The 18,854-nt window shown below is 36.2% G+C and carries 30 protein-coding genes and 1 rRNA gene; 29 read left to right on the forward strand and 2 right to left on the reverse strand.

Annotated features, from left to right (window positions below):
- The first annotated feature begins 2 nt into the window (after positions 1-2).
- From rpsH to TEPIDINF_RS14405, 24 genes are all read left to right on the forward strand, one after another.
- Positions 3-401: a 30S ribosomal protein S8 gene (gene rpsH / locus TEPIDINF_RS14290; RefSeq protein ID WP_068727234.1), complete on the forward strand. Its 399-nt coding sequence runs from the start codon at positions 3-5 to the stop codon at positions 399-401.
- Between the two features lie 29 nt (positions 402-430).
- Positions 431-967 carry a 50S ribosomal protein L6 gene (gene rplF, locus TEPIDINF_RS14295; RefSeq protein ID WP_421692372.1) on the forward strand — a complete coding sequence of 179 codons (537 nt, stop codon included), beginning with the start codon at positions 431-433 and terminating at the stop codon, positions 965-967.
- 60 nt (positions 968-1,027) lie between these two features.
- Positions 1,028-1,396, forward strand: coding sequence for a 50S ribosomal protein L18 (gene rplR, locus TEPIDINF_RS14300; RefSeq protein ID WP_082732548.1), 369 nt, complete (start codon positions 1,028-1,030; stop codon positions 1,394-1,396).
- Between the two features lie 23 nt (positions 1,397-1,419).
- Complete coding sequence (gene rpsE / locus TEPIDINF_RS14305; RefSeq protein ID WP_068727245.1) at positions 1,420-1,917, forward strand: 30S ribosomal protein S5; 498 nt, start codon at positions 1,420-1,422, stop codon at positions 1,915-1,917.
- Between the two features lie 12 nt (positions 1,918-1,929).
- The gene (gene rpmD / locus TEPIDINF_RS14310) at positions 1,930-2,118 is read left to right on the forward strand and encodes a 50S ribosomal protein L30 (RefSeq protein ID WP_421692379.1); all 189 of its coding nucleotides are present in this window, start codon (positions 1,930-1,932) and stop codon (positions 2,116-2,118) included.
- Between the two features lie 31 nt (positions 2,119-2,149).
- Complete coding sequence (rplO, locus tag TEPIDINF_RS14315) at positions 2,150-2,590, forward strand: 50S ribosomal protein L15 (protein WP_068727250.1); 441 nt, start codon at positions 2,150-2,152, stop codon at positions 2,588-2,590.
- Positions 2,590-3,882, forward strand: coding sequence for a preprotein translocase subunit SecY (gene secY / locus TEPIDINF_RS14320; protein WP_068727253.1), 1,293 nt, complete (start codon positions 2,590-2,592; stop codon positions 3,880-3,882). Before rplO ends, secY begins: the two co-directional genes overlap by 1 nt.
- Before the next feature lie 30 nt (positions 3,883-3,912).
- Positions 3,913-4,563, forward strand: a complete 651-nt coding sequence (locus tag TEPIDINF_RS14325) for an adenylate kinase (protein ID WP_069799549.1) — start codon at positions 3,913-3,915, stop codon at positions 4,561-4,563.
- Entirely contained in the window at positions 4,563-5,306 is a 744-nt protein-coding gene (map, locus tag TEPIDINF_RS14330) for a type I methionyl aminopeptidase (protein ID WP_068727257.1), read from the forward strand. Before TEPIDINF_RS14325 ends, map begins: the two co-directional genes overlap by 1 nt.
- Before the next feature lie 11 nt (positions 5,307-5,317).
- On the forward strand, positions 5,318-5,629 hold the full coding sequence (locus tag TEPIDINF_RS14335) for a KOW domain-containing RNA-binding protein (RefSeq protein WP_069799596.1): 312 nt from the start codon (positions 5,318-5,320) through the stop codon (positions 5,627-5,629).
- Positions 5,630-5,631: 2 nt separating this feature from the next.
- Positions 5,632-5,850 (forward strand): translation initiation factor IF-1, encoded by a 219-nt coding sequence (gene infA / locus TEPIDINF_RS14340; protein ID WP_068727259.1) that lies wholly within the window; start codon positions 5,632-5,634, stop codon positions 5,848-5,850.
- Between the two features lie 31 nt (positions 5,851-5,881).
- Entirely contained in the window at positions 5,882-5,995 is a 114-nt protein-coding gene (rpmJ, locus tag TEPIDINF_RS14345; RefSeq protein WP_003322638.1) for a 50S ribosomal protein L36, read from the forward strand.
- A gap of 18 nt (positions 5,996-6,013) precedes the next feature.
- Positions 6,014-6,382 (forward strand): 30S ribosomal protein S13, encoded by a 369-nt coding sequence (rpsM, locus tag TEPIDINF_RS14350; RefSeq protein ID WP_069799547.1) that lies wholly within the window; start codon positions 6,014-6,016, stop codon positions 6,380-6,382.
- Between the two features lie 14 nt (positions 6,383-6,396).
- Positions 6,397-6,792, forward strand: coding sequence for a 30S ribosomal protein S11 (gene rpsK / locus TEPIDINF_RS14355; RefSeq protein WP_068727264.1), 396 nt, complete (start codon positions 6,397-6,399; stop codon positions 6,790-6,792).
- Between the two features lie 212 nt (positions 6,793-7,004).
- Positions 7,005-7,949 carry a DNA-directed RNA polymerase subunit alpha gene (locus TEPIDINF_RS14360; RefSeq protein ID WP_068727267.1) on the forward strand — a complete coding sequence of 315 codons (945 nt, stop codon included), beginning with the start codon at positions 7,005-7,007 and terminating at the stop codon, positions 7,947-7,949.
- Between the two features lie 32 nt (positions 7,950-7,981).
- A complete protein-coding gene (rplQ, locus tag TEPIDINF_RS14365) occupies positions 7,982-8,347 on the forward strand; it encodes a 50S ribosomal protein L17 (RefSeq protein WP_421692373.1) in 366 nt (121 codons plus the stop codon).
- A gap of 100 nt (positions 8,348-8,447) precedes the next feature.
- On the forward strand, positions 8,448-9,275 hold the full coding sequence (locus TEPIDINF_RS14370; protein ID WP_069799545.1) for an energy-coupling factor transporter ATPase: 828 nt from the start codon (positions 8,448-8,450) through the stop codon (positions 9,273-9,275).
- The gene (locus TEPIDINF_RS14375; RefSeq protein WP_421692374.1) at positions 9,260-10,126 is read left to right on the forward strand and encodes an energy-coupling factor transporter ATPase; all 867 of its coding nucleotides are present in this window, start codon (positions 9,260-9,262) and stop codon (positions 10,124-10,126) included. The genes TEPIDINF_RS14370 and TEPIDINF_RS14375 overlap by 16 nt, the downstream gene beginning before the upstream one ends.
- Positions 10,123-10,920 carry an energy-coupling factor transporter transmembrane component T family protein gene (locus TEPIDINF_RS14380; protein WP_421692375.1) on the forward strand — a complete coding sequence of 266 codons (798 nt, stop codon included), beginning with the start codon at positions 10,123-10,125 and terminating at the stop codon, positions 10,918-10,920. The genes TEPIDINF_RS14375 and TEPIDINF_RS14380 overlap by 4 nt, the downstream gene beginning before the upstream one ends.
- A gap of 20 nt (positions 10,921-10,940) precedes the next feature.
- Positions 10,941-11,675 (forward strand): tRNA pseudouridine(38-40) synthase TruA, encoded by a 735-nt coding sequence (truA, locus tag TEPIDINF_RS14385; protein WP_068727716.1) that lies wholly within the window; start codon positions 10,941-10,943, stop codon positions 11,673-11,675.
- A 166-nt stretch (positions 11,676-11,841) separates the two neighbouring features.
- Complete coding sequence (rplM, locus tag TEPIDINF_RS14390) at positions 11,842-12,279, forward strand: 50S ribosomal protein L13 (protein ID WP_068727279.1); 438 nt, start codon at positions 11,842-11,844, stop codon at positions 12,277-12,279.
- A 16-nt stretch (positions 12,280-12,295) separates the two neighbouring features.
- Positions 12,296-12,688 (forward strand): 30S ribosomal protein S9, encoded by a 393-nt coding sequence (rpsI, locus tag TEPIDINF_RS14395; protein WP_068727281.1) that lies wholly within the window; start codon positions 12,296-12,298, stop codon positions 12,686-12,688.
- 114 nt (positions 12,689-12,802) lie between these two features.
- Complete coding sequence (gene cwlD, locus TEPIDINF_RS14400) at positions 12,803-13,516, forward strand: N-acetylmuramoyl-L-alanine amidase CwlD (protein WP_421692376.1); 714 nt, start codon at positions 12,803-12,805, stop codon at positions 13,514-13,516.
- A gap of 84 nt (positions 13,517-13,600) precedes the next feature.
- On the forward strand, positions 13,601-14,674 hold the full coding sequence (locus TEPIDINF_RS14405; protein WP_421692377.1) for an Mrp/NBP35 family ATP-binding protein: 1,074 nt from the start codon (positions 13,601-13,603) through the stop codon (positions 14,672-14,674).
- Between the two features lie 69 nt (positions 14,675-14,743).
- On the opposite strand, the gene gerD is transcribed toward TEPIDINF_RS14405, so the two are convergent.
- Positions 14,744-15,382 (reverse strand): spore germination lipoprotein GerD, encoded by a 639-nt coding sequence (gene gerD / locus TEPIDINF_RS14410; RefSeq protein WP_084818824.1) that lies wholly within the window; start codon positions 15,380-15,382, stop codon positions 14,744-14,746.
- A gap of 98 nt (positions 15,383-15,480) precedes the next feature.
- Between gerD and TEPIDINF_RS14415 the strand changes: the two genes are divergently transcribed.
- Positions 15,481-15,897, forward strand: coding sequence for a DUF1694 domain-containing protein (locus TEPIDINF_RS14415; RefSeq protein WP_421692378.1), 417 nt, complete (start codon positions 15,481-15,483; stop codon positions 15,895-15,897).
- Positions 15,898-15,994: 97 nt separating this feature from the next.
- Here the strand turns inward: TEPIDINF_RS14415 and pdaB are convergent, their stop codons facing one another.
- Positions 15,995-16,759 (reverse strand): polysaccharide deacetylase family sporulation protein PdaB, encoded by a 765-nt coding sequence (pdaB, locus tag TEPIDINF_RS14420; RefSeq protein WP_069799535.1) that lies wholly within the window; start codon positions 16,757-16,759, stop codon positions 15,995-15,997.
- 137 nt (positions 16,760-16,896) lie between these two features.
- Here pdaB and TEPIDINF_RS14425 point away from each other — a divergent pair, with 137 nt between their 5' ends.
- From TEPIDINF_RS14425 to TEPIDINF_RS14440, 4 genes are all read left to right on the forward strand, one after another.
- A complete protein-coding gene (locus tag TEPIDINF_RS14425) occupies positions 16,897-17,520 on the forward strand; it encodes a stage II sporulation protein M (protein ID WP_069799533.1) in 624 nt (207 codons plus the stop codon).
- A 26-nt stretch (positions 17,521-17,546) separates the two neighbouring features.
- The gene (locus tag TEPIDINF_RS14430) at positions 17,547-17,969 is read left to right on the forward strand and encodes an OsmC family protein (protein ID WP_068727295.1); all 423 of its coding nucleotides are present in this window, start codon (positions 17,547-17,549) and stop codon (positions 17,967-17,969) included.
- A 102-nt stretch (positions 17,970-18,071) separates the two neighbouring features.
- A complete protein-coding gene (locus tag TEPIDINF_RS14435; RefSeq protein ID WP_069799531.1) occupies positions 18,072-18,290 on the forward strand; it encodes a hypothetical protein in 219 nt (72 codons plus the stop codon).
- A 338-nt stretch (positions 18,291-18,628) separates the two neighbouring features.
- Positions 18,629-18,854, forward strand: a 16S ribosomal RNA gene (locus tag TEPIDINF_RS14440); the annotation flags it as partial.

Below are 18,854 nucleotides of genomic sequence, written 5' to 3' on the forward strand. Positions count from 1 at the left end.
TTATGGCGATGACAGATCCAATTGCAGATATGCTAACTCGTATTCGAAATGCAAATATTGTTCGTCATGAAATCGTTGAAGTACCAGCATCCAAAATCAAAAGAGATATTGCCGAAATTTTAAAACGTGAAGGATTTATCCGTGATGCTGAATTTGTTGAAGATAATAAACAAGGGATCATCCGTTTATTTTTAAAGTACGGTTCAAATAATGAGCGTGTAATTACTGGATTAAAACGTATTAGTAAACCAGGTTTGCGTGTTTACGCAAAGAGTAACGAAATTCCTAAAGTGCTTGGTGGATTAGGAATAGCGATTCTTTCAACACCACAAGGCGTCTTAACTGATAAAGAAGCCCGCAAAGCCCAAGTTGGTGGAGAAGTTTTAGCGTACATCTGGTAATCAACTCAAATCCGATTGGGGGTGTAACAATGTCTCGTATTGGTAAAAAACCGATTGAAATTCCATCAGGTGTAGAAATTACAAATGATAAAAACATTTTGACTGTTAAAGGGCCAAAAGGAACTTTAACAAGATCATTTCATAAAGATATCAAGATTGTTATTCAAGATAATCAACTAACTGTTGAACGCCCATCTGATAACAAACTACACCGTGCCTTACATGGTACTACTCGTAGTATTATCAATAACATGGTTGAGGGTGTAACCAAAGGATATGAAAAGACTTTAGAATTAGTTGGTGTAGGTTACCGTGCAGCAAAGTCTGGTAATAAGGTAACATTGAATGTAGGTTATTCACATCCTGTTGAAGTATTCCCTGAAGAAGGAATTGATTTAGAAGTTCCTGCACAAAACAAAGTGGTTGTAAAAGGAATCGATAAAGAGCGTGTTGGTGAGATGGCTGCAAAGATCCGCTCAATCCGTGAACCTGAACCTTATAAAGGAAAAGGGATTAAATACGAAAATGAACGTATTCGTCGTAAAGTTGGTAAGACAGGTAAGTAATTTCTTGTATAAACGACTTAGCAATAGAACTTTCGTTCAAACGAAGGGAGTGAATTGAAGTTGATTAACAAACAAGATAAAAATAAAATACGTAAAAGAAGACACTTACGCATTCGCAAGAATATTGTTGGAACAGCAGAGCGTCCTCGTTTAAACGTGTTTCGCTCATCTAAAAACATTTATGCTCAATTGATTGATGATGTAACTGGAACAACTCTAGTTTCTGCATCCACTTTAGATAAAGAACTTAGCGGTGAAATTAAAAACGGCGGAAATATTGAAGCTGCTAAATTAGTTGGTGAACTAGTAGCTAAACGTGCTGTTGAAAAAGGTTATGTTTCAGTAGTATTTGATCGTGGTGGTTATCTATATCATGGAAGAATTAAAGCTTTAGCTGAATCTGCGCGTGAGGCAGGGCTTCAGTTTTAATCGGATACGAAGGAGGGAAAAAGATGCGAATTGACCCAAATACCCTTGATCTACAAGAGAAAGTGGTTCACATCAATCGAGTAGCTAAAGTTGTTAAAGGTGGACGCCGCTTTAGCTTTAGTGCATTGGTTGTCGTTGGTGATAAAAATGGTTGGGTAGGTGCTGGTATTGGTAAAGCTAGTGAAGTGCCAGATGCTATCCGCAAAGGAATTGAAGATGCAAAGAAAAACCTAATTCATATACCATTAACTAGCAAAACAATTCCACATCCTATTACAGGAATTTTCGGTGCAGGTAAAGTGTTATTAAAACCTGCTTCTGAAGGTACTGGAGTAATTGCTGGTGGACCTGTTCGTGCAGTACTTGAGTTAGCAGGAATTGAAGACATCTTAAGTAAATCTTTAGGTTCTTCAAATTCAATCAATATGGTTCATGCCACAATTGATGGTTTGAAACGTTTAAAACGCGTTGAAGAGGTTGCTAAATTACGTGGTAAATCGATCGAAGAACTGTTAGGATAAGGAGGGATTATGATGCAGAAAAAATTACAAATCACCCTCAAACGTAGCGTTATAGGTCGTCCTGAATCACAAAGAGTAGTCGTTCGTACTTTGGGATTACGTAAAGTTAACCAAACAGTTATTCATAATGATAATCCTGCGATTCGTGGGATGGTTAACAAAGTAAAGCATTTACTTGATGTAGTTGAAGTAGAAGCGTAATAACATGCTTTAAGATAGAGGAGGTGCTACCATGAAGTTACATGAACTTAAACCAGTGAAAGGTGCGCGTCATACACGCAAACGTGTAGGACGTGGAACTAGTTCTGGAACGGGTAAAACGGCTGGACGTGGTCATAAAGGTCAAAATGCACGTTCCGGTGGTGGTGTACGCCCTGGTTTTGAAGGTGGTCAAAACCCATTATACCGTCGTTTACCAAAGCGAGGATTTAATAATCCAACTCGCAAAGAATACTCTATAATCAATTTAGATCTTCTTAATAACTTTGAAGACGGTACTGTAGTTACTCCAGAGTTATTGACTGAAAAAGGGTATGTAAAACAAGTAAAAGATGGCATTAAGGTTCTTGGCAACGGAGAATTGACTGTAAAACTAACAGTAAAAGCAAATAAGTTTTCAGAAACTGCTGTTAAGAAAATTGCTGCTGCAGGCGGTACAACTGAGGTGATCTAATGTTTAATACGATCTCCAACATATTTAGGGTAAACGACTTGCGTAAGAAGATCATTTTTACTCTTCTTATGCTAGTCGTGTTCCGTATTGGAAGTTTTATTCCAGTACCAAATATCAATGCTGATGCGTTAACTGCTTTAACTGAAAGAGATATTTTTGGTTTCTTAAATACTTTTTCTGGTGGAGCATTACGTAATTTTTCTATTTTTGCAATGGGTATCATGCCTTATATTACAGCGTCAATCATTGTCCAACTATTAACTATGGATGTTGTACCTAAATTTGTTGAGTGGGCAAAAGAAGGAGAAACAGGACGTAGAAAATTAGCTCAAGTTACCCGTTATGGCACGATTGTACTAGGGTTGATCCAATCTATTGGATTATCGATTGGTTTTAACAATATTTATCCAGGTTTAGTCATCGATCCAAGTTTCACAACTTATGCTCTTATTGCCATTACGCTAACCGCAGGAACTGCTTTCTTAATGTGGCTTGGTGAACAAATCACAGAAAATGGTATTGGCAACGGGATTTCCATTATCATTTTTGCAGGTATCATTGCGGGGATTCCTGATGGAATCTATGCGATTTATGATACCCAATTTAAAGGGGCTACTGATCAGTTATTCCTTAATATTATTAAGTTACTATTGATCTTGTTAGTCATTCTTCTAATTGTTGTTGGCGTTATTTATGTTCAACAGGGAATTAGAAAGATTCCAGTTCATTATGCAAAACGTGTTGTAGGTAGAAAAATGTACGGTGGCCAATCCAGCCACATTCCTTTTAAAGTTAACTCAGCTGGAGTTATTCCGGTCATCTTTGCGCTTTCTCTACTCATGTTTCCATCAACGATCGCAAGTTTTTGGCCAAACAATGGTATAGCTCAGTGGTTTATCAAACACTTTAACTATGCTGATCCATTTGGAATGTTTCTTTATGTGATATTGATTATTGGATTTACCTATTTCTATACATTCGTACAAATCAATCCAATACAAATGGCAGAGAATATGAAGAAGAATGGTGGTTATATTCCAGGGATTAGACCAGGAAAGGCAACTTCCACCTATATTTCTAAAGTGTTAAACCGAATCACTTTAGCTGGATCTATTTTTTTAGCAGCTGTTGCTATCTTACCAGTCATCTTTACTGCTGCAACAACTTTACCTCAATCTGTAAGGATTGGTGGAACTTCATTACTCATCGTTATTGGTGTAGCGCTTGATACAATGAAGCAAATTGAAACACAACTGATCAAGCGTCATTATGATGGCTTTATTAAAAAGTAAAAATAGGCCATTTTGATGGAGGGATGTTTTTTGAATATCGTGCTCATGGGTCTTCCGGGGGCAGGTAAGGGAACTCAAGCTGAAAAAATCGTTGCTGAATTTCTAATCCCACATATTTCTACTGGAGATATGTTTAGAAGCGCAATTAAAGAAGGAACTAAAATGGGATTAGAAGCAAAGTCTTATATGGATCAAGGATTGCTTGTACCCGATGAAGTCGTAATTGGTATTGTGAAAGATCGTCTAAGTAAAGAAGACACAAACTCAGGTTTTTTACTAGACGGTTTTCCGCGTACAGTAGCTCAAGCTCAAGCGCTAGATAAAATGCTTGGCGAAATGAATAAAGAGATCGAACATGTAATCAATATAGATGTAGACAAGAATCTATTATTAAATCGTCTAACTGGTCGTAGAATTTGTCGTGAATGTGGTGCTACTTATCATATTATTTATAACCCTCCTAAAATTGAGGGAAGATGTGATAAATGTGGCGGAGAACTTTATCAGCGTGATGATGATAAAGAAGAAACAGTCGCAACAAGACTTGAGGTAAATATCAAGCAAACTGAACCATTATTGAATTACTATCAGAATAAGCAAGTCTTACGAACAATAGAGGGTAATCAAGAGATCGATGAGGTATTTCATTCAATTGAAAAAATACTGAGAGGTCAGGCGTAATGATTATACGTAAATCCGATTTTGAGATTGACCTGATGCGAATTGCTGGACGAATTGTTGCAGAGACTCATCAAGTTTTAAAAGAGGCAATTCGCCCTGGAATTACAACAAAAGAACTTGACCATATTGCAGAAGAATTCATTCGCAGTAAAGGAGCCATTCCTTCTTTCTTAGGTTATGGAGGATTTCCAGCAAGTATATGTACTTCTGTAAATGATGAATTGGTTCATGGTATTCCAAGTGATCGTGTATTAAAAGAAGGAGATATCATTAGTATTGATATCGGGGCAGAATACAAGGGATATCATGGTGATTCTGCTTGGACTTATCCTGTTGGGAAGATCTCTGACGAAGCAGATCGATTATTGAAAGTTACAGAAGAATCATTATATAAAGGACTGGAAAAGGCTACTCCAGCCTATAGATTATCTGATATATCGCACGCTATTCAAGAACATGTAGAGGCTTTTGGTTACTCTATTGTTAGGGAATATGTTGGTCATGGAGTTGGACAGAATCTACACGAAGATCCACAAGTTCCTAATTATGGCCCACCCAATCGAGGTCCTATACTAAAGCCAGGGATGGCATTAGCGATTGAGCCGATGGTAAATATGGGAAAGCGATATGTTAAAACATTAGCTGATCGCTGGACTGTAGTTACTGAAGATCATTCATTATGTGCTCATTTTGAGCACACGATTATCATTACAGAGTCTGGTCATGAAATTTTGACGAAATGATGGGTGAAGTGATGATAAAAGAAAAGCCTTTATTAAATATAGGTGAAATCGTTGAGATTTTAACAGGACGCGAAAAAGGGAAATACGGGGTTATTATTGGGAAAGAAAACGATCGGTATATATTCATTGCAGATGGTGATAAACGTAAGTTTGACCAACCAAAAAGGAAAAACATTCGCCATATACGAGCAACTGGATATATTTCTAAAGAAATAGTAGATTCTCTAGATAAAAACGGCAAAGTGACAAATGCAAAATTACGATATGTCTTGCAGGATTATCTTTCAAACCGCTTGCCTTTGGATGAAGAGAAAGGAGAATGAAAATGGCTAAAGATGATGTGATTGAAGTTGAGGGTACAGTGATTGAACCTCTTCCTAATGCAATGTTTCGAGTCCAATTAGAAAATGGTCACAAAATTTTGGCTCACGTTTCAGGGAAAATTAGAATGCATTTTATTAGGATCTTACCTGGTGATAAAGTTACTGTAGAATTATCACCTTATGATTTGACACGTGGTCGGATTACGTATCGTTATAAGTAGGTATTTGTTTGCACATAAGGAGGTTATAAACATGAAGGTTAGACCATCCGTCAAACCAATCTGTGAAAAGTGCAAAGTTATTCGTCGTAAAGGCACAGTCATGGTCATTTGTGAAAACCCAAAACACAAACAAAAACAAGGTTAATTCAAGGAGGTGTGTTAAATGGCACGTATTGCAGGTGTAGACTTACCTCGTGATAAACGAGTAGAAGTTGCATTAACCTATATTTATGGTATTGGTATTCAAACATCCAAAAAACTTTTAACTGAAACAGGAATCAATCCAGATACTAGAGTACGTGATTTAACAGAAGATGAAGTAGCAAAATTACGTGAAATTATCGACAAAAACGTTAAGGTTGAGGGAGATCTGCGACGTGAGGTGGCTCTTAATATTAAGCGCCTAATTGAAATTGGTTCATATCGAGGCATTCGTCATCGTCGTGGATTACCTGTCCGTGGTCAAAAATCTAAAACCAATGCACGTACACGTAAAGGTCCACGTCGTACCGTAGCGAACAAGAAGAAGTAAGGAGGGATGACGAAATGGCTACAAGAAAAACCACAACTCGTACAAAAAGGCGCGATCGTAAAAATATTGAGTCAGGAGTAGCACATATTAAGTCTACTTTTAACAACACCATTGTTACCATCACTGATACACATGGTAATGCAATTTCTTGGAGTAGTGCAGGTGCACTTGGGTTTAAAGGTTCAAGAAAAAGTACCCCTTTTGCTGCACAAATGGCTGCTGAAGCAGCTGCCAAAACAGCAATGGAGCATGGCATGAAAACTGTTGAAGTATTAGTTAAAGGTCCTGGTGCTGGACGTGAGGCAGCTATTCGCTCCTTACAAGCAGCTGGACTAGAGGTTAATATGATTAAAGATGTCACGCCGATACCTCATAACGGTTGCCGTCCACCAAAACGTCGTCGTGTCTAGTGATATTTTTACCAATAGATGTATAGATTGCCTGAACATGTGAATAATAGAATGGTAAGATAGGGTAAGTATGTACTCTCTCAACTAGATCTACTTATTTTAGAACATGGTTAGGTTAATAAACGGTACCACCGATTGTTCTTTTTTGGTACCTTACCCTCGAATATCGTGGTTGCCATTGAAATGGACGTTTTGAAGGAGGGTTTAGATAAATGATCGAAATCGAAAAGCCTAGAATTGAAGTCGTAGAAATTAATTCAGAATCTACTTACGGGAAAATTGTAGTAGAGCCTTTAGAACGAGGATATGGTACAACACTTGGTAATTCTCTAAGACGAATTCTTCTTTCTTCTTTGCCAGGTGCTGCTGTAACCTCTATTCAAATCGATGGTGTTCTTCATGAATTTTCTACAATTCCTGGTGTCGTTGAAGATACATCAGAGATTATATTAAACCTTAAGAAGCTTTCCTTAAAGATTCACTCTGATGAAGAGAAAGTTCTTGAAATTGATGTTGATGGTGGTGGGGATATCACTGCTGCTGATATTCGTGCAGATAGTGATGTTGAGATTCTAAACCCTGATCTTCATATTGCTACGGTCGATGAAAATTCAAGATTTCATATGAGAATTCATGCGAACCGTGGTCGTGGTTATGTTCCAGCGGACAGGAATAAAAGGGAAGATCAACCGATTGGAGTTATTCCAGTCGATTCCATTTATACTCCGATTACAAGGGTTAATTATACAGTAGATAACACTCGTGTAGGTCAGGTTACAAACTATGATAAGTTAACTTTAGAAGTATGGACTGATGGCAGTATTCATCCAGAAGAGGCTGTTAGTTTAGGAGCAAAGATCTTAACAGAACATCTCAATTTATTCGTTGGCTTAACTGAAGAAGCAAAAGAAGCGGAAATTATGGTAGAAAAAGAAGAAGACCAAAAAGAAAAGGTTCTTGAGATGACCATTGAAGAATTGGATCTTTCAGTTCGTTCCTATAACTGCTTGAAACGTGCTGGTATCAATACCGTGCAGGAATTAACTACGAAAACAGAAGAAGATATGATGAAGGTCCGTAATCTTGGGCGCAAATCACTGGAAGAAGTTCAACAAAAGTTGCTTGAACTTGGACTTGAACTTAAAAAAGAAGAGTAGAAATTGTGAACTGAATAAAGGAGGGACAAGGGATGGCATACGCAAAACTTGGTCGTAATTCAGCAGCACGTAAGGCACTGTTCCGTGATCTCGTGACTGATTTAATTATTAATGAACGTATTGAAACCACTGAATCAAAGGCGAAAGAAGTTCGTTCAATTGCTGAAAAATTGATTACTCTTGCAAAACGTGGCGATTTACATGCAAGACGTCAAGTTGCAGAATATGTTCGAAAAGAAGTAGCTTATCGTGAAAGTGGTCAGGATGCAGTTCAAAAACTATTTAGTGAAATTGCTCCTCGATTTGCTGAACGTCAAGGGGGATATACACGTATTTTAAAGATTGGGCCTCGCCGCGGGGACGCAGCACCTATGGTATATTTAGAATTAGTAGAATAATGATGAAAGAAAAGGGTGAGGGCAGAATCATTTGATTCTGATTCAATGCCCTTTTTTCTTTATGATTTTAGAAAGTTTTTTAACTTTGGAGGCAGAAAACATGCAACCAATCATCCAACTTAGGAATCTTTCCTTTCAGTATAAGAATGCAGAAAGGGTATTAAACAATTTAACTACAAATCTTTTTGAGGGACAGTTTATCACGATATTAGGCCCAAATGGTTCTGGAAAGTCTACATTAGCTAAATGTCTAAATGGAATATTACATCCTACAGATGGCGTAGTGATCGTAGACCAAATCGACACAAAGAATGAGGATTTGATTTGGCATATTAGGCAACATGTTGGAGTTGTCTTTCAAAACCCTGATAATCAAATTGTCGCAAGTACGGTCGAAGAAGATGTTGCTTTTGGATTAGAAAATCAGGGGATCGAATCAAGTGAAATGGCAAAAAGGGTTGAAGATGCTTTACAGAAGGTGAATCTAGAAGAATATAAACACACAGAACCTCACCATCTTTCTGGAGGCCAAAAACAAAAAGTAGCGATTGCTGGCATCATTGCGATGAAACCTAAAGTGATTATCTTTGATGAAGCGACATCCATGCTTGATCCAATAGGAAGAGCCGAAGTCCTCAAAGTGGCAAAACAATTAAATGAGGAAGAAGGAATTACCATTCTTCATATTACTCATTTTGTTCAAGAAGCCTTATTGGCTGATCGGATTCTCATCATGGATCGAGGATATATAATTGCAGATGGATCCCCTAAAGAGATTTTGTCTAAAAAAGATCTTTTGGAAGAAACAGGGTTAGATGTACCGATTGCCGTTGATTTAGCTCATAGACTTAAAGAAAAAGGATATTCATTTCATACCGATCTTGTAAGAGAAGAGGAGTTTATTGAGGCATTATGGACATTACGTTAAAAGATGTTTCTGTCACTTATATGAAAAATACTCCTTTTGAGAAAATTGCTTTACAAGAAGTAAATCTAACGATAAAGAGCGGATCGATCATTGGTGTTATCGGACATACTGGATCAGGTAAGTCGACACTGATTCAACTGATAAGTGGACTCATCCTTCCCACAAATGGAACAATCAAAGTAGGAGATTTAGCGTGGTCATCCAAAAGGAAAAATCTATCACCAATTAGGAATAAGATTGGGGTGGTTTTTCAATACCCTGAACATCAATTATTTGAAGAAAACGTTGAAAAGGATATTTCTTTTGCACTCCGAAATTTTGACTTTCCAGAGGAGCTTATAGCAATACGTGTAAAAGAAGCAATGAAAGAAGTAGGACTAGACTATGAACAATTTGCAAAACGTTCCCCTTTTGAACTAAGTGGGGGACAAATGAGAAGAGTTGCAATCGCAGGAGTCATTGCCTTTCAACCTAAAATATTAATCTTAGATGAGCCAACTGCAGGTTTAGATCCAAAAGGGCGAAAAGAAATTCTCAACATGATTAAAGAATTACATCAGTCCAGAGAAATAACAACAATCTTGGTTTCACATAGTATGGATGATATTGCAAATATGGTTGAACGTCTTATTGTGTTGAATCAAGGAAAGATCATATTAGAGGGAACCCCTAAGGAAATTTTTAAGGAAGAAGAACGTCTACAGCAAATAGGCCTTGATATTCCTGATATCACGAAATTTATTCAACGATTAAACCAGAAAATAAATCCGCCTATCCCCCTTGATTGTTTTTCTAGGGAAGAATTAGAAGAATATTTAATCGATTGGCTATTGAAGGGGAAAAAAGTATGAGTCTATCTCAATACATGATTATCGGACAATTCATACCGAATCACTCATTTTTACATCGACTTGACCCAAGATCAAAGCTTATTTTTACGTTTTTATTTATTATCCTTGTTTTTCTTGCCAAGGATCTAACAAGCTATTTCGTTCTCATCTTAACTATTTTATCAGGAGTTATTCTTTCACGTATTCCTTTCTCTTATTATTTTAAAGGATTACTCCCTATCTTTTGGATGATTATATTAACGATTATTCTCCATCTATCCATGACAAAAGGGGGTAACCTTTTATTTCAGTGGTACTGGTTAACCATTTATGAAGAGGGGGTAAAACAAGCGATTTATATTTCGATAAGATTGCTTCTTCTTGTCTTAACTGCGACTATTTTAACCTTAACCACATCTCCGATAGATTTAACTATGGGACTTGAAAGATTGATGTATCCTTTCACTTTTTTAAAGGTACCTGTACATGAATTGGCTTTAATGATGTCTATATCACTTCGCTTTATTCCAACTTTACTTGATGAAACAGACAAAATTATAAAAGCCCAAACAGCCAGAGGCGCAAATTTTGAATCTGGTCCAATTCATAAACGAGTAAGAAATATGGTGGCAATCATCATTCCATTATTTATCAGTGCATTTAAACGTGCAGATGAATTAGCAATTGCTATGGAGGCCAGAGGCTATCGAGGTGGAAAAGGTAGAACAAGGTTAAGAGTGTCTGTATTTACATGGAGGGATCTTTTACTTATGTTCATTTTCCTTCTCCTATTTATTTTAATGATAACAGTTTGAGGGGTTCTTAGATGGAAGAAATAAAGAATATTAAACTAGAAGTTAGTTATGATGGGACAGCTTTCCATGGGTTTCAAGTCCAACCAAATCAACGAACGATACAAGGAGAATTAGAAGATGCATTGCAAAGACTGACTAACCAACCAGTTAAGATTATTGGATCGGGAAGAACAGATGCAGGAGTACATGCAAAAAAACAAGTTTGTAATTTTAAGATTAACCACTCGATGCCCTTATCTAAATGGCCTGTTGCACTAAATGCTCTTTTGCCAGAAGATATTGTTGTCAATTCTGCTAGTGAGGTCCCATTAGAATTTCATTCTCGGTTTGACGTAAGACAAAAGACATACAGATATTCTATCTATCATCATACATACGTAAACATATTTCGCCGGCATTACACCTGGCATTATCCATACCCACTGGATGTGGAAAAAATGAAAGCAGTAAGCAAAGTATTTATAGGGGAACATGATTTTACTGCTTTTTCTTCAGCAAAAACCACTGTCGAAAATAAAGTAAGGAAAATTTATGCCGCAGATCTTTGGAAGAAGGAAAATGAAATCTATTTTCAGATTACAGGTAATGGTTTTTTGTATAATATGGTTCGAATCGTGGTGGGAACATTGGTTGAGGTCGGCAGAAATAAAATGGATCCAGAAGAAGTAATGGAACTTTTCGAAAAAAAGAATCGATCATTAGCAGGTTTAACAGCGCCAGCAAAGGGACTTACACTTTGGGATGTCCAATATTAGACAACAGAACCTCGCGTATAAAATCCTTGACTCTTATGATTGAGTATAGTATTATATTCTTTGGTATTTTAAAACCCACTAGCCCCGGGTCTTAAAATAAAATCAGAACAACTATGAATTTGTATAATGGATAAAGATGATTTGTAATAGATTAGGAGGGAAAACGATGCGTACCACATACATGGCAAAACCTAACGAAGTTGAACGTAAATGGTACATTATCGACGCTGAAGGTAAAACACTTGGTCGCTTAGCTACTGAAGCTGCAACAATCCTTCGCGGTAAACATAAACCACAATTTACCCCACACGTAGATACGGGAGACTTTGTAATCATTATTAATGCTGGTAAAGTTGAATTAACCGGTAAGAAGATGCAAAGCAAAAAATACTACCGTCATTCAGGTTATCCAGGTGGTTTAAAAGTAACAGTTGCTGCTGATATGGTTAAGAATAAACCAGAACAAATGATTGAACTTGCGGTAAAAGGTATGTTACCAAAAGGTTCATTAGGTCGTAAACAAGGTATGAAATTAAAAGTTTATGCAGGATCAGAACATCCACATCAAGCACAACAACCAGAAGTTTGGGAAATTAGAGGCTAATAAGGAGGTTTAGCTTGTGGCACAAGTTCAATACTATGGTACAGGTCGTCGTAAGCATTCTGTAGCCCGTGTACGTTTGGTACCTGGGGACGGTCAAATCATTATCAATAAACGCAATTTAGATGATTATTTTGGCTTAGAAACATTAAAATTAATTGTAAAACAACCATTGGTTGCAACAGATACAACCAATGCCTATGATGTTTTAGTAAATGTTCGAGGTGGCGGATTTACTGGTCAAGCGGGAGCGATTCGTCATGGAATCGCTAGGGCATTACTAAAAGTAGATTCTCAGTATCGCCCTACATTAAAGAAGGCAGGATTCTTAACTCGTGATCCACGTATGAAAGAGCGTAAAAAATACGGTCTCAAAGCTGCTCGTCGTGCACCACAATTCTCTAAACGTTAATTTTTTTCGATTTCAAAAGCACTCATTTTTTTGGGTGCTTTTCTTTTTTGTCATAAACCCCTAACTCGTCCCATACATTATGAAAGGGAAGAAAGATAGCAAGGGGGAAAATCGATGTTAAAAATGAAAATCGTAAGCTTTATTTTAGCACTTGTTTTGCTAATTACAATCATGTTGTATGATGTGCCTATAAATGATTCATGGTTTGTATGGTCCCTTCCGTTATCAGGGAAAATCCTTATTTTAGATGCTGGACATGGTGGCCCTGATGGAGGTGCAGTCAGTAAAGATGGTATCGTTGAAAAGAATATCACCCTGAAAATCACAAAATATCTACAGGATTATTTAAATGAGGCTGGAGCATTAGTGATCATGACAAGAGAATCAGATGTTGATTTGGCAGATGAACATACAAGAGGAATCGCTAATCGAAAACTTGAGGATCTACAAAATAGAGTGAGATTAACGAATGATAGTGATGCAGACTTTTTTATTAGTATCCATTTAAATAGTATACCTTCAGAAAAATGGCATGGGGCACAAACCTTTTATTATCCAATTCGAAGTGAAAATGAACAAATGTCTAGGTTAATCCAAGAGCAATTAAGGATCAACCTAAAAAATACAGATCGTGTTGCCCTACCCCGTAACGATATTATGGTATTAAAATATGCGAATATTCCTTCCACCATGGTAGAGGTTGGATTCTTATCAAATCCTACAGAAGCAGCTTTATTAAATCAAACAGAATACCAGCAGAAAATCGCTTTCGCTATTTATCAGGGAATATTAAGATACTATTCAGGTGATGACGTTCCTGCAGAATAAAAATCACTCACTACGAGGGGAATATTTTATGCTATAATAAAGTTTGTACTATGAAAAACTGTAAAAGTAAAGCGGGGTGCCAACATGATTACAAAGGAACAAATCCTTGAGGCCTTAAAAGGCGTTGAAGATCCAGAGATCCATCGAAGTGTTGTTGAACTTGATATGGTGCGCAACATCGAAATAAATGAGGATCATGTTCGGTTAGAGATTGTATTAACCATACAAGGATGTCCATTAAAGGCAACAATTGGACAAGATGTCGAAAAAGCATTAAAGGCAATCGGTGCAAAAGAAGTGGATTTGACTTTCGGCTCAATGACTGATGAGGAAAGAACTGCTCTAGCAGAAAAATTACATGGAAATAAGAATACGGTTTCATTAAATCCGCAAAAAGGTTCACCATTATTAGCTCCTGATTCTAAGACGAAATTTATCGCAGTCACGAGTGGTAAAGGTGGGGTAGGGAAATCAACTGTTTCCGTTAATTTAGCAGTTGCTTTGGCAAGAACCGGAAAGAAAGTTGGATTAATTGATGCTGATATCTATGGCTTTAGCGTGCCTGACATGATGGGGATTGAATTTAGACCTACTGTAATTGATAACGTGATTTTGCCAGTAGAACGTTTTGGAGTTAGGGTCATGTCGATGGGATTTTTCGTTGAGGACAACACACCTGTTATTTGGCGTGGACCTATGCTTGGTAAAATGTTAAAGAACTTTTTCGAAGAAGTCCATTGGGGAGAGTTAGATTATCTTGTCTTAGACTTGCCACCAGGTACAGGTGATATGGCATTAGATGTGCATAGTACCATTCCCCAAAGTAAAGAAATTATTGTAACTACACCTCATGCTACGGCAGCATTTGTAGCAGCTAGAGCAGGCACAATGGCTTTAAAAACAAATCATGAAATTATTGGTGTAGTAGAAAACATGTCTTATTTTGAATGTGAATCAGGCAAAAGGGAATATATCTTTGGAAAAGATGGCGGAAGGAAACTTGCCGAAGAATTAAATACCGAATTGATTGCACAAATCCCAATTGGGGCACCTGACCGTGAAGACGAGGAAGAATTTGCTCCATCTGTCTATCCTCAGGGAAGTGTTACTGGAGAAATCTATCAACAATTGGCTCAAAAAATAATTGAAAAAGCGTAATATTGTATTCGCTATGTAGAGGCCTTCTACCCAAACGTTTAGTTAGAAGGCCTTTTATATTTTATTCACTTACTGGGATTGTTCTTCACCCGTTTTTCCTGTATCTTCTTTTTTCTTACCCTTCTCTTTTTCAGGTTTTAAAGCTTCCTCATTTGCTTTTTCCATCAATTTAAGCAAATCATCTTGGAACATAGGACTTTCTAAAGAATCTTTGATAACAAGCATCATTTGCCGACGATATGCATTTGATTTCATTACATCCATTATCATTTTTTCAAATTCAGGGTCTTTCATTGTTTCAATAACCATTTTCCGATAATCAGGGTCTTTCATTAAATCCTTTAAAATTTTCTCATTTTCCTTTTTAAGTGTCTTTCCTAATTCAGAGGCGAATTTGGGATCTTCATACATCTTTTTCAATTTTGCTTTATTCTCAGGGGATAAAACTTCATTTTGGATAATTTTCTGAACATCATCAGTGTTTAAGGTCATTTTCTTTTTCGTTTCTTGGTCATTAAGAGCCTCTGCAACAGCTTTTTTGCCATCCTCTGTTTGCAGAATATCCACTACCATTTGTTTTAATTCTTTATAATTGGGCATTGAGGAAGACTCAGATTTTCGAAAAGCATTACAACCGCTTAATAAGATTAAAGTTATGAGTAAAAAGGTAAAATAGGTGTAAATTTTATAATATCTATGAGTGACCAAAACACACCCCTCCTAATCGTATCCTTACCTATAATATGCCTTAAAAGCTAAAATTTTATGAAAAAAAATATTGTAGAAAGAGGTTGGTGAAAAAAGAAATGGACAAAGAAAATGAGAAAAATATATCACAAGTTGAAGATGATTTTCTTCTAGAAACCATGCATCAAATCGAAAAAAGAACAGGAATCGAAAGAATAATAGCAAACGATAATAAAGTGTTTTTTGATAAAGAAAAGGCTAATTTATTAGGCCAAAACCTAGGAAATATACTATATACATATAGGTTCGACGAGTTAAAGCATTCCTCAATTATGAAAAAAATAAAAGAAAATCTGAAGGATCATAGAGTTCAACTAATGGTCTTACATGCAGAACTTAATCCTACATTCATAGTAGAAATGATGAAAGAGGTTAAAGAGCGAGGATTAGAAATGTCTGTAGTTAGCGACCAAGAATTTAAAGGAGACATTGGTTTGGTGTTAGCAAAGAAAGCACAAAGTGATGATTCGTTTTGAAGCAAATTCTCATACTGCGTGGCTCACGAAGAAAAAAGAAGCTTATATTTTACCATTAAAAAAGACGAAAGCTAGACCTACGTGTCTAGCTTTAACCCTATTCAACTTCAGTTGAATTAATTTTTGCATTAGAAATAAGTTCAGAAACAGTTACAAACGTATAACCTTGCTTTTTTAAATTTTCAATAATGATGGGTAAAGCTTCAATAGATTGCTTTGCTGAATCACTAGCATGCATTAAAATGATATCTCCGGGATGCACTCTTTCTGTTACTCTTTTGACAATTTCGTTTACGCCCGGTTTCATCCAATCTCTTGAATCTGTATCCCATTGAACTACAGTATAGCCTAAACGATCGGCAATTCTTAAGACTCGCTTATCAAAATCTCCATTTGGTGTACGAATTAAAGTTGGTTTTTGCCCAGTAAGGTTTTCTAAAATCGATTCTGCTTTTAGAATTTGACTTTCAATCTCTTGATCAGTCAACTCACTATAATTTACATGTTTGTGGCCATGACTTCCAATCTCATAACCGCTATCAGCTATTCTTTTTACAATGTCTTGATGTTTTTCGCTCCATGGTGAGGATAAAAAGAAGGTGACTTTACCTTTTAGTCCTTGTTGGTCTAAGATATTTAAGATAGGAACAGGAACTTCCTCACCCCAACTAATATCAAAGGTTAAAGCAACTTGTTTATTTTTTGTATTTACACTATAAAGTGCTTTTGGGTCGTCACTGTTGGTAAAGACAGTAATGCTTTCCTTTTCAGTATATACAATACCTATGGTAAAAAGGAATGCGGTAAGAACAACTAAAAATTGTTTAACCTTTTTTCCGCTTAAAACCCATATAAATTTCATTTTTTTCACCTCCAATGATTGGTTGTTTCATATACATATATATGCATGTGAGACAAGGATATGCTTAACCTTTAAATGAAGAAAAAATGGAATAAATATGATATGATAAAAATTAGAAGGTAGAGGGAGTGTTCCAAATGTTTAAATTATTTTGGGCTGCAATAATTGAGAATAAGAAAAACATAAAATTGGCTAGTCTTATATTTTTCATGAGTTTGTTGGTTGGATATTTTTTTATTGATCAGAATAATGCTTACATACAAACTCTTATTAAACAATTGCAGAATATTGTTGGAGAAATCAAAGAAAAGGATAGTGTATTTTACATGATTTACACTATTTTTGTTAATAATATGAGACTTGCATTCTTGATGATTTCCCTAGGTATTTTATTTGGAATCTATCCAATGTTTCTCTTATTTATGAATGGTTTATTTATTGGATATATCTTAAAAAGTTTACTGGAAGCCGGTCAAACGGTTCGTTTTGCAATATTGGGGATTTTACCACATGGAATCCTGGAATTACCAGCTATTATCATTGCAGCAGCATTTGGAATGAAGTTAGGTTTTGCTTTTTTTCATGCAAGTGTTGAGGTGTTTAAAAGGCAGGAAAGAAAGTATAACTTCTTGTATCTTTGGCACACAATAAAACAAATCTTTTATATCCTAATAGGGCTAGTTGCCATTTTGTTTGTAGCAGCAATCATCGAGAGTACTTTAACAGGATACTTGTTGACAAACCTATCTAATCTTAATTAAATTTATTGTTATGAGGTGATAAAAATATGAAAATGAATGTTGCTTGGAAAGGGAATATGGCTTTTGAGGGCACTGGACAATCAGGGCACTCCGTCTTATTAGATGCTGCTCCTCAAGTAGGAGGAGAAAACAAAGGGCCAAGACCGATGGAAACCGTACTTATTGGTTTAGGTGGATGTACAGGAATGGATGTTGTTTCTATTCTTAAGAAAATGCGCCAAGATATTGAGACCTTTGATATGGAAATTGATGCTGAAAGAGCAGAAGAACATCCAAAAAGATTTACAAAAATACACATCAATTACAAATTAACAGGTCCAAACCTTGTAGAAGAGAAAGTTAGAAAAGCCGTTAAGCTTACACAAGAAACTTATTGTTCAGTATCCAAATCTTTAAATGCTCAAATTACTGCTAGCTTTGAAATAAATGGCGAGAAATACGATCTATAGACAAAACCATAAAAAAAATACCCTATTTTTAGGGTATTTTTTTTATTCAAAAATGGAAGATTATTGATACTAGGGAAAACAGTTTAGATGGAGTGATTAAATGTGTTAGGATTTCTATTTAATGAAAGAGAATGTAGGGAATTAGAATATATGTTAAAAAAAGAACTTGATGAAATGTTATTAGATTTAAGTGATAAAAGGATTGATGGTGCATTAAGAAATGCAATAGAAGATCGTTATTATACTGTGTTTAAAATGTTAGCAAGAACCGCATCAAATAAAGAACTATCAAAATATGCAAGAAATCGCCAAACACATTAAAAAAAAATATTTTATATTGACATGAATAGAATAGATATGTTAAATTATAAATCGTCGCTTAAAATATATGACTTAAAATAAGCGATAAAAAAGAAACAAAAAAACAGTTGACAAGTTAACATAATGCATGATAAAATGTATTTTGTCGCTGTTACGACACACTAATTGAAACTTTGATTGCTCTTTGAAAACTGAACAGTGTAAAAGCCAAGCGTACCACAGAAATGTGGACCTAATCAATTTATTAGAGTTAAGGATAACTTTTTATGCCCTCGTGAAGATGTTTCTGTAGCTGAATCACAGGACAAGAAACTCTAAATGCTAAAACATTAAAAGTTTCTATGGAGAGTTTGATCCTGGCTCAGGACGAACGCTGGCGGCGTGCCTAATACATGCAAGTCGAGCGAGGAATTGGAAGCTTGCTTCTAATTCCTAGCGGCGGACGGGTGAGTAACACGTGGGCAACCTGCCTGTAAGACTGGGATAACCCCGGGAAACCGGAGCTAATACCAGATAAGAGAACATCTCGCATGAGATGAACTAGAAAGGTGGCGCAAGCTACCA

It is taken from the genome of Tepidibacillus infernus (genome assembly GCF_048898065.1).
Classification (GTDB): domain Bacteria; phylum Bacillota; class Bacilli; order Tepidibacillales; family Tepidibacillaceae; genus Tepidibacillus_B; species Tepidibacillus_B infernus.

Excerpts from the sequence above, each read along its gene's own strand:
- rpsH (WP_068727234.1), top strand. The coding sequence starts at position 3 with ATGGCGATGACAGATCCAATTGCAGATATGCTAACTCGTATTCGAAAT.
- rplF (WP_421692372.1), top strand. The coding sequence starts at position 431 with ATGTCTCGTATTGGTAAAAAACCGATTGAAATTCCATCAGGTGTAGAA.
- rpsE (WP_068727245.1), top strand. The coding sequence starts at position 1,420 with ATGCGAATTGACCCAAATACCCTTGATCTACAAGAGAAAGTGGTTCAC.
- rpmD (WP_421692379.1), top strand. The coding sequence starts at position 1,930 with ATGCAGAAAAAATTACAAATCACCCTCAAACGTAGCGTTATAGGTCGT.
- rplO (WP_068727250.1), top strand. The coding sequence starts at position 2,150 with ATGAAGTTACATGAACTTAAACCAGTGAAAGGTGCGCGTCATACACGC.
- secY (WP_068727253.1), top strand. The coding sequence starts at position 2,590 with ATGTTTAATACGATCTCCAACATATTTAGGGTAAACGACTTGCGTAAG.
- map (WP_068727257.1), top strand. The coding sequence starts at position 4,563 with ATGATTATACGTAAATCCGATTTTGAGATTGACCTGATGCGAATTGCT.
- TEPIDINF_RS14335 (WP_069799596.1), top strand. The coding sequence starts at position 5,318 with ATGATAAAAGAAAAGCCTTTATTAAATATAGGTGAAATCGTTGAGATT.
- infA (WP_068727259.1), top strand. The coding sequence starts at position 5,632 with ATGGCTAAAGATGATGTGATTGAAGTTGAGGGTACAGTGATTGAACCT.
- rpmJ (WP_003322638.1), top strand. The coding sequence starts at position 5,882 with ATGAAGGTTAGACCATCCGTCAAACCAATCTGTGAAAAGTGCAAAGTT.
- rpsM (WP_069799547.1), top strand. The coding sequence starts at position 6,014 with ATGGCACGTATTGCAGGTGTAGACTTACCTCGTGATAAACGAGTAGAA.
- rpsK (WP_068727264.1), top strand. The coding sequence starts at position 6,397 with ATGGCTACAAGAAAAACCACAACTCGTACAAAAAGGCGCGATCGTAAA.
- TEPIDINF_RS14360 (WP_068727267.1), top strand. The coding sequence starts at position 7,005 with ATGATCGAAATCGAAAAGCCTAGAATTGAAGTCGTAGAAATTAATTCA.
- rplQ (WP_421692373.1), top strand. The coding sequence starts at position 7,982 with ATGGCATACGCAAAACTTGGTCGTAATTCAGCAGCACGTAAGGCACTG.
- TEPIDINF_RS14370 (WP_069799545.1), top strand. The coding sequence starts at position 8,448 with ATGCAACCAATCATCCAACTTAGGAATCTTTCCTTTCAGTATAAGAAT.
- TEPIDINF_RS14375 (WP_421692374.1), top strand. The coding sequence starts at position 9,260 with ATGGACATTACGTTAAAAGATGTTTCTGTCACTTATATGAAAAATACT.
- TEPIDINF_RS14380 (WP_421692375.1), top strand. The coding sequence starts at position 10,123 with ATGAGTCTATCTCAATACATGATTATCGGACAATTCATACCGAATCAC.
- rplM (WP_068727279.1), top strand. The coding sequence starts at position 11,842 with ATGCGTACCACATACATGGCAAAACCTAACGAAGTTGAACGTAAATGG.
- cwlD (WP_421692376.1), top strand. The coding sequence starts at position 12,803 with ATGTTAAAAATGAAAATCGTAAGCTTTATTTTAGCACTTGTTTTGCTA.
- TEPIDINF_RS14405 (WP_421692377.1), top strand. The coding sequence starts at position 13,601 with ATGATTACAAAGGAACAAATCCTTGAGGCCTTAAAAGGCGTTGAAGAT.
- TEPIDINF_RS14415 (WP_421692378.1), top strand. The coding sequence starts at position 15,481 with ATGGACAAAGAAAATGAGAAAAATATATCACAAGTTGAAGATGATTTT.
- pdaB (WP_069799535.1), bottom strand. The coding sequence starts at position 16,759 with ATGAAATTTATATGGGTTTTAAGCGGAAAAAAGGTTAAACAATTTTTA.
- TEPIDINF_RS14425 (WP_069799533.1), top strand. The coding sequence starts at position 16,897 with ATGTTTAAATTATTTTGGGCTGCAATAATTGAGAATAAGAAAAACATA.
- TEPIDINF_RS14430 (WP_068727295.1), top strand. The coding sequence starts at position 17,547 with ATGAAAATGAATGTTGCTTGGAAAGGGAATATGGCTTTTGAGGGCACT.